The sequence below is a fragment of the Erwinia sp. V71 genome (genome assembly GCF_965644245.1).
GTDB lineage: Bacteria > Pseudomonadota > Gammaproteobacteria > Enterobacterales > Enterobacteriaceae > Erwinia.
Genome location: NZ_CBFFRK010000164.1, coordinates 1 through 8,248, shown reverse-complemented (window position 1 = coordinate 8,248; position 8,248 = coordinate 1). Strand labels below are relative to the sequence as shown.

Annotated in this window: 5 protein-coding genes and 1 pseudogene; 5 read left to right on the top strand and 1 reads right to left on the bottom strand. The window is 56.3% G+C overall.

Annotated elements, in window-relative coordinates; genetic code table 11:
- Positions 1-70 precede the first annotated feature (70 nt).
- A pseudogene (locus tag ACSZO1_RS20825) lies at positions 71-202 on the bottom strand (MFS transporter); the annotation flags it as partial.
- 463 nt (positions 203-665) lie between these two features.
- On the opposite strand from ACSZO1_RS20825, the gene uxuA reads away from it, so the two are divergent.
- From uxuA to ACSZO1_RS20800, 5 genes are all read left to right on the top strand, one after another.
- Positions 666-1,847, top strand: a complete 1,182-nt coding sequence (gene uxuA / locus ACSZO1_RS20820) for a mannonate dehydratase (RefSeq protein WP_437616066.1) — start codon at positions 666-668, stop codon at positions 1,845-1,847.
- A 61-nt stretch (positions 1,848-1,908) separates the two neighbouring features.
- Positions 1,909-3,384, top strand: a complete 1,476-nt coding sequence (locus tag ACSZO1_RS20815) for a fructuronate reductase (RefSeq protein WP_437616064.1) — start codon at positions 1,909-1,911, stop codon at positions 3,382-3,384.
- Entirely contained in the window at positions 3,384-4,802 is a 1,419-nt protein-coding gene (uxaC, locus tag ACSZO1_RS20810) for a glucuronate isomerase (RefSeq protein WP_437616062.1), read from the top strand. Before ACSZO1_RS20815 ends, uxaC begins: the two co-directional genes overlap by 1 nt.
- Before the next feature lie 123 nt (positions 4,803-4,925).
- The gene (gene uxuR / locus ACSZO1_RS20805; protein ID WP_437616060.1) at positions 4,926-5,705 is read left to right on the top strand and encodes a Uxu operon transcriptional regulator; all 780 of its coding nucleotides are present in this window, start codon (positions 4,926-4,928) and stop codon (positions 5,703-5,705) included.
- Between the two features lie 484 nt (positions 5,706-6,189).
- On the top strand, positions 6,190-7,644 hold the full coding sequence (locus ACSZO1_RS20800) for an anion permease (protein ID WP_437616058.1): 1,455 nt from the start codon (positions 6,190-6,192) through the stop codon (positions 7,642-7,644).
- Positions 7,645-8,248 lie beyond the last annotated feature (604 nt).

Below are 8,248 nucleotides of genomic sequence, written 5' to 3'. Positions count from 1 at the left end.
GCGGGCATCGTGAAAAGTCTATGTCAAAGAAAGAGTTATGTTCTCATAATTGACGATTAAATCGCACCTTCCCTAACGAGTTACGCGTGATGAAGTTTACCGTCACACCGGCTAAAAACAGCACCAGCACCCACCAGCGTAAATTACGCCAGCTGCGTTTACTGCCAACAGCACTGATCCCCGGGTTCAAACTGCGGTTCATCTGATTCTCCACTTATTATTGACATCATTAGCCGAATAACGCCTGTTTTATCGCGGTCGTCTGGTCACTCGCAGAATGCAGGGGTACAGCCAGTGCCAGACACAGGCGTTGCCGTGTCGTGTTAACTGAATCAAGGTGTTGCGCACTTCAGCAACAAGTCCGGGACGCTCGCTGGCTGCCTGTTAACAGGGAGAATTTGCCGTAAACCGTCTCTGACTACCCGGCAGGAGTGAACCACAGTTGCGGATTCTGGTCGCGAGGATGATGTTGCATTTGTGATTTGGTTAACCAAATTAAGCAACAAGGTTGACATCACCCCGGTAAAAATCGCAACTTAGCCGCAGGGAAACACAAATGCTGGCTGACTGACATCATTCACATCAATATTGGTCAACCAATTTAAACGTCGTCACCGGCTATGGCGTGGCTGTATCCGGTTCGATATTGCTGATGAGGTAACGACATGAAGCAGACCTGGCGCTGGTATGGCCCTAACGATCCCGTCTCTCTCGCGGATGCCCGACAGGCTGGCGCAACGGGTATTGTCACTGCCCTGCACCATATCCCGAATGGCGAAGTGTGGACGGTGGACGAAATCCTGAAACGTAAAGCGACCGTGGAAGCCGCCGGTCTGGTCTGGTCGGTGGTGGAAAGCGTGCCAATCCATGAAGAGATTAAAACCGGCAGCGGCCAGTGTGAGAAGTGGATCAGCAACTACCAGCAGTCACTGCGCAATCTGGCGCAGTGCGGCATCACCACCGTGTGCTACAACTTTATGCCGATCCTCGACTGGACACGTACCGACCTTGAGTACCAACTGCCGGATGGCGCAAAAGCACTGCGCTTTGATCAGATCGAATTTGCGGTGTTTGAGCTGCATATCCTGCAACGCCCGGGCGCGGAAAACGACTACAGTCCGCAAGAGATTGCACAGGCCAGCCAGCGCTTCGCCAGTATGAGTGAAGAGAGCAAAACGCGCCTGACGCGCAATATCATCGCCGGTCTGCCTGGCGCGGAAGAAGGCTATACGCTGGATCAGTTCCGCGCCCAGATTGCGCGTTACGAAGGCATTGGCAAAGCCGAACTGCGTGAAAACTTCGCCCGCTTCCTGCGGGGCATTATCCCGGTAGCGGAAGAGGCCGCCGTGCGGATGGCGGTGCATCCTGACGATCCACCGCGTCCGATTCTTGGCCTGCCTCGCATTGTCTCCACCGCGGAAGATATGCAGTGGATGGTGGAGACCGTCAGCAGTCACGCCAATGGTTTCACCATGTGCACCGGCTCGTATGGCGTGCGCGCGGATAATGATCTGGTCGGGATGATCGAACAGTTTGGTCCGCGCATTTACTTCGCTCATCTGCGCTCCACGCTGCGTGAAGAGAACCCTAACAGCTTCCACGAAGCCGCACATCTGGCTGGTGACGTCGACATGTTTGCCGTGATTAAAGCGATTGCCGCTGAAGAGCATCGCCGCAGGAATGCCGGGCAGGAGGATCTGATCCCAATGCGTCCGGACCACGGTCACCAGATGCTCGATGACCTGAAAAAGAAAACCAACCCGGGTTATTCGGCGATTGGACGGCTGAAAGGTCTGGCCGAGATCCGCGGCGTTGAGCTGGCGGTGCACCGGGCATTTTTTTCGTAGCGAGTAAAGAACGAGAGAGGGAATTAACGCGACTTTTTCTTGCCTGTGACAGGAGTCTGATATGGAACACACTCTCGCCACCGCCGCGTTACCGGTGGCACGCCCGCAGTGGGACAGCGCGCGCCTGCAGCCGCGTATTGTCCATCTTGGCTGCGGTGCATTTCATCGCGCCCACCAGGCGCTGTATACCCACCATCTGCTGGAAATCAGCGACAGCGACTGGGGTATCTGCGAAGTCAACCTGCGCTCAGCCAGCAGCAGACAACTGATGGAAAACCTGCGTCATCAGCAGTTGCTGTACACCGTAGCGGAAAAAGGTGCGCAGCATACAGAACTGAAAATTATTGGCTCGATCACCGAAGCACTGCATCCGGCGCTGGATGGCTGCAATGGTATTCTGCAGGCGCTGACGCGCGAGCAGACCGCGATTGTCTCCCTGACCATCACCGAAAAAGGCTATTGCACGGATGCCGCCAGCGGACAGCTGGATCTGACTAACACGCTGATTCAGCACGATCTGGTGCATCCCGGTGAGCCGCAATCCGCCATCGGCTATCTTGTCGAGGCGCTGCGCCTGCGTCGCGAACAGAACCTGCCGCCGTTTACCGTGCTCTCCTGCGACAACCTGCGCGACAACGGCCATGTGGCGCGTGCCGCGGTACTTGGCCTCGCCGGTCAGCGCGATCCGGCGCTGGCAGAGTGGATCGCCAGTCACGTCACCTTCCCCTGTACCATGGTGGATCGCATTGTGCCCGCTGCCACAGAAGAGACATTACAGCAGATTGCCGCTCAGCTCGGGGTGTACGATCCCTGCGCCCTCGCCTGCGAATCGTTTCGCCAGTGGGTGATTGAAGACAATTTTGTTAATGGCCGCCCGGAGTGGGATCGGGCTGGCGCGCAGTTTGTCGCCGATGTCGCGCCGTTCGAAATGATGAAACTGCGGATGCTGAATGGCAGCCATTCGTTTCTGGCGTATCTCGGTTATCTTGGTGGCTATCAGACCATTGCCGACACCATGAGCCATCCGGCGTATCGCCAGGCAGCACTGACGCTGATGCTCAACGAACAGGCGACAACACTGACGATGCCCGCAGGCACCGACCTGCAGGACTATGCCCGTCTGCTGATCGAACGCTTCAGCAATCCGGCGCTGCATCACCGTACCTGGCAAATCGCCATGGACGGCAGCCAGAAGCTGCCACAGCGGATGCTGGATTCGATCCGCCATCATCTGGCACACGGCAGCGACTGGCGTCACCTGGCGCTGGGTGTGGCGGGCTGGATGCGCTATGTACTGGCGGTCGATGAACAGGGTAACGCGATTGAAGTGGTTGACCCATTACTGGCGCAGCTGCAGGACATTAACCAGCGCTATCCGGCAGGCGATGCGCGCGTAACTGCCCTGCTCACTATCAGCGCTATTTTTGGCACCGACTTGCCGGCTAACGCCAGCTTTGTTGCCACCGTACAACAGGCCTATCAGCAACTGTGCCAGGCGGGTGCGCGCGTGGCAGTCGAATCTTTGGGAGTCTCCTGATGACGTCATTTATGAATGAAGATTTTCTGCTGCAGAGCGACACCGCGCGCCGTCTGTACCATGACTTCGCCGCAGACATGCCGATTTATGACTTCCATTGTCATCTTAATCCGCGCGAAATCGCCGAAGATCGACGCTTTGCTAATCTCGGCCAAATCTGGCTGGAGGGCGATCACTATAAATGGCGTGCCTTACGCGCAGCGGGCGTCGATGAGTCGCTGATCACCGGCAGCAGCAGTGATTACGACAAATATCTCGCCTGGGCAGAAACGGTGCCGAAAATGCTGGGTAATCCGCTGTATCACTGGACACACCTCGAACTGCGCCGCCCGTTTGGCATCACCGGCACGCTGTTTGGCCCGGACAGCGCCAGAGCGATCTGGGATCGCTGCGCAGAACAGCTGGCCACGCCGGAATTTTCGGCGCGCGGCATTATGCGCCAGATGAAGGTGCGCATGGTCGGCACCACTGACGACCCGATCGACTCACTGCAGTATCACCGCCAGATTGCCGACGACGACAGTATTGATATTGATGTCGCCCCCAGCTGGCGTCCTGACAAAGTGTTTAAAATCGAGCTGGAGGGGTTTGTCGACTACCTCGGCAAACTGGAAGCCGCGGCGGATGTCGCCATCGACAGTTTTACCGCCCTGCGTCGTGCGCTGCTGTTGCGCCTTGATCATTTCTCTGCGCATGGCTGCCGCGCGTCCGATCACGGCATTGAAACCCTGCGTTATGCGCCAGTGCCGGACGATAAGGTACTGGATGGTATCCTGGCGAAACGCCGTCGCGGCGACACGCTGGAAGAGCTGGAGATTGCCCAGTTCAGTACCGCCGTGCTGGTGTGGCTGGGCGCGGAATATGCACGACGCGGCTGGGTGATGCAGCTGCATATCGGCGCGATCCGTAATAACAGTACGCGCATGTTCCGCCTGCTTGGGCCGGACAGCGGCTTTGATTCGATTGGCGACAACAATATCGCCTGGCCGCTGGCGCGGCTGCTCGACAGTATGGACGTCAATGATCAGTTGCCGAAAACCATCCTGTATTGCCTCAATCCGCGTGATAACGAAGTGCTGGCGACTATGGCGGGCAACTTCCAGAGTGCAGGCGTGGCAGGCAAGATTCAGTTTGGTTCTGGCTGGTGGTTTAACGATCAGCGCGACGGTATGTTGCGTCAGCTGGAGCAGCTGTCGCAGATCGGTCTGTTAAGCCAGTTTGTCGGCATGCTCACCGACTCGCGCAGCTTCCTGTCGTATACCCGCCACGAATATTTCCGCCGGATTCTGTGCAATCTGCTGGGGCAGTGGGTGCAGGACGGTGTGGTGCCGGACGATGAGCAGTGGCTGGGCAGCATGCTGCAGGATATTTGCTATCACAATGCCGAACGCTACTTTACTCTGCCAGCGGCGGTTTGAGCCCTTCCCCTGCCATGGCGGAGGATCAGGGAGGGGGTACTGATATCCCCTCTCCCCAATATGCTATAGTCTGGCGAAAATAACCGATATTGTTCATCCCTTAATCAGCAGAAAGCGAACACGATGAAAACACCGACCTCACCACAGCGCCCGTATCAGGAAGTGGGAGAAATGCTGCGTAATATGATTACGCAAAAACAGTATGCGGTAGGCGAACGGCTGCCGCCGGAACGCGAAATCGCCGCGCTGCTGGATGTCACCCGCACGCTGGTGCGTGAAGCGCTGATTATGCTGGAGCTGGAAGGTCTGATCGAAGTGCGTCGTGGCGCCGGGATTTTTGTTATCAGCGACAGCCCGGCGCAGTCGGCCGCAGCGCAAAGCAGCTGTAACGACGCCGGTCCGTTTGAACTGTTACAGGCGCGCCAGCTGCTGGAGAGCAATATCGCGGAATTCGCCGCGCTGCAGGCCACGCGTGAAGATATTATCAAAATGCGCCAGGCACTGACGCTGGAAGAGCAGGAACTGGCATCCGGCGCCGTCAATGAAAGTGAAAACGGCGACCGTAATTTCCACCTGGCGATTGCCGAAGCCACGCACAACAGCATGCTGGTTGAGCTGTTTAAACAGTCGTGGCAGTGGCGTGAAGATAACGTGATGTGGGGGCAGCTGCATCGCCACCTGGTGAACACCCACTATCGCAAACAGTGGCTGGAGGACCATAAAAAAATCCTCGCCGCACTGATCAAGAAAGACCCGCGCGCCGCCAAATTCGCCATGTGGCAGCATCTGGAGAATGTGAAGCAGCGGCTGCTGGAGTTCTCCAATGTCGATGATATCGATTTTGATGGCTATCTGTTTGATTCGTGGCCACTGGATGTGGCCGACAGCCAGCCACTGCGTTAACCGCCAGGGCGACACCTCGTCGCCCGATTTTCTGCCCCGTTGCTGTCCTGTTGTCAGCGTCCTCTCACCCGGCCATTAACCGGCCAGATAAACCTTATCCCGCCATCGTTTTTTTGCTGCTGGCGCAGAAAAAACATCTGCCTTTTTTCGCAGCGAAGAATTATTCCACTGCCAATGACGTTGCTTGATCAAGATCAACCGCCGTCAGATACAAAATGGCGTCTAATAGTGTCACAGAGATAATTTTTAAACTGTGAAGCCGGAATAACCCCTCACAAAATACTGGTGATTCACCTTCACAGGAAATTAACAACAAGCTGGCGCGACATGACCGATTGACCAGCAACAAAATACCGATGGAAAAGTGGTGCAGTAATAATCAGCCGACATAACACAAATTAAATGGTGATTATCTGTGCAGTGTGAAATATATCCACTCGCCACTTCTCCGGTGAAACTATTTAATTATCCACCAGGAGTACTTATGAAACGCGGACTATCCCTGATGCTATCCGTTGCGGTAGCACTGATACTGTTCCTGATACCCACCCCCGACGGACTGGAGCCTTATGCATGGCATTTCTTCGCCATCTTTGTTGGCGCCATCGTTGCCCTGATCCTCGAACCTCTGCCTGGCGCGGTAATTGGTATCGCCGCGGTGGTGATTATCTCCCTGCTGTCACCGTGGGTGCTGTTCAGTCCGGCTGAAATGGCCGCGCCGAAGTTCCAGCTGGCGGCACAGTCGTTTAAATGGGCGGTTTCTGGTTTCAGTAACTCCACGGTCTGGCTGATTTTCGGCGCCTTTATGTTTGCCGCAGGCTACGAGAAAACCCAGTTCGGCCGCCGTCTGGCGCTGATTCTGGTGAAATATCTTGGCCGCCGCACACTGACGCTGGGCTACGCGATTACCTTTGCTGACCTGCTGTTAGCGCCGTTTACGCCGTCCAACACCGCACGTAGCGGCGGGACAATCTACCCGATTATCTCTAACCTGCCGCCGCTGTACGGTTCAAAACCGAATGACCCCAGCGCGCGCAAAATTGGTTCTTATCTGATGTGGGTGGCGATTACCGCAGCCTGTATCACCAGTTCGATGTTCCTGTCTGCTCTGGCACCAAACCTGTTAGCACTGGCGCTGGTGAAAAGCTCGATTAACCTGGATATCTCCTGGACTACCTGGTTTGTTGCCTTCCTGCCACTGGGCGTGCTGTTAATCCTCACCATGCCACTGCTGGCCTACTGGCTCTATCCGCCAGAAGTGAAAGTGAATGATGAAGTGCCACGCTGGGCGCAGCGCGAGCTGGAGAAACTGGGCAAACTGACCCGCAACGAAATCCTGCTGCTGTGCTTTGTCTGCCTGGCGCTGGTGATGTGGATTTTCGCTACGGCCTGGATTGAACCGGCAATGGCAGCCCTGCTGGTGGTGACACTGATGCTGTTCACTGGCGTACTGGACTGGAACGATATCACTGGCAACAAACCGGCATGGAATACCTTTGTCTGGTTCGCCACCCTGGTCGCCCTGGCATCAGGTCTGTCACAGGTTGGTTTTATCGCCTGGCTGGGTAAAGAAGGCGGCGCACTGCTCGGCCACCTCGACCCGACACTGGCGACGATTGCCCTGCTGGTGGCCTTCTATCTGCTGCACTACCTGTTCGCCAGCACCACGGCGCACACCACCGCGCTGTTACCGGCCATGCTGGCTATCGGTTCTTCGATTCCGGGCCTGAATATGACAGTGTTTGTGCTGCTGCTGGTAACGTCACTGGGTGTGATGGGCATTATCACCCCATACGGTACAGGCCCAAGCCCAATCTACTACGGCAGTGGCTACCTGCCGACCGCCGACTACTGGCGCCTCGGCACCATCTTCGGCATGTTCTTCCTGGTGCTGATGATTGTGATTGGTTATCCGTGGATGGCAATGATGTTTGCCTGATCACATACGGCGTATTAAAGAGAGGCCCGGCAGATTTGCCGGGCTTTTTTATTTGGCGGAAAGTCGCCTGTCGAAGATAAAAATTCATGGCACCCGTGAAAGAGTCACAGCCTCTGCGACTTCAGGGAGGCCCTCGCGCAATGCGTTGCAAGACAACAGATACCTGCCCTGCCATACCCGTAGTTAAAAATCATACGGAGCTCACACAGCCGACTGACGGTTACCCCGGACAGGCGTATCCGCAGCGCTGAACGGAGCGAGGAAGCCAGGATGTGCCCGCAGGACGCGGGCGCAAGGCGATTAGGGACAGGGACGTCCCGTTATCGCCGGTCCGTCAGGCTGGTGAGCGAAGTGAAGGCACCACGCAAAGCGTGGCGCGAGAACCAGCCAGACCGGGGTAACCGTCAGGCCGCGTACGGCACAGTAAAATGCTTAAGTGCGCAGCATGACTTTTTTGCCCGTTTGATTTTCCGGGCATTCCTCAGAGTGGTTTCCCTCTTTCCGGCGGGGGCGTTATCTGTGGGAAGAGGGCGGATTCAAGTTCGAAGTGCAACGCTAAGCCGCCTGTCTTAACTCTGCAAAGACCACTGAAGGCTGCCGGAAC

What these genes read in the sequence shown, in the direction of transcription:
- uxuA (WP_437616066.1), top strand. Translation starts at nt 666, where the DNA reads ATGAAGCAGACCTGGCGCTGGTATGGCCCTAACGATCCCGTCTCTCTC.
- ACSZO1_RS20815 (WP_437616064.1), top strand. Translation starts at nt 1,909, where the DNA reads ATGGAACACACTCTCGCCACCGCCGCGTTACCGGTGGCACGCCCGCAG.
- uxaC (WP_437616062.1), top strand. Translation starts at nt 3,384, where the DNA reads ATGACGTCATTTATGAATGAAGATTTTCTGCTGCAGAGCGACACCGCG.
- uxuR (WP_437616060.1), top strand. Translation starts at nt 4,926, where the DNA reads ATGAAAACACCGACCTCACCACAGCGCCCGTATCAGGAAGTGGGAGAA.
- ACSZO1_RS20800 (WP_437616058.1), top strand. Translation starts at nt 6,190, where the DNA reads ATGAAACGCGGACTATCCCTGATGCTATCCGTTGCGGTAGCACTGATA.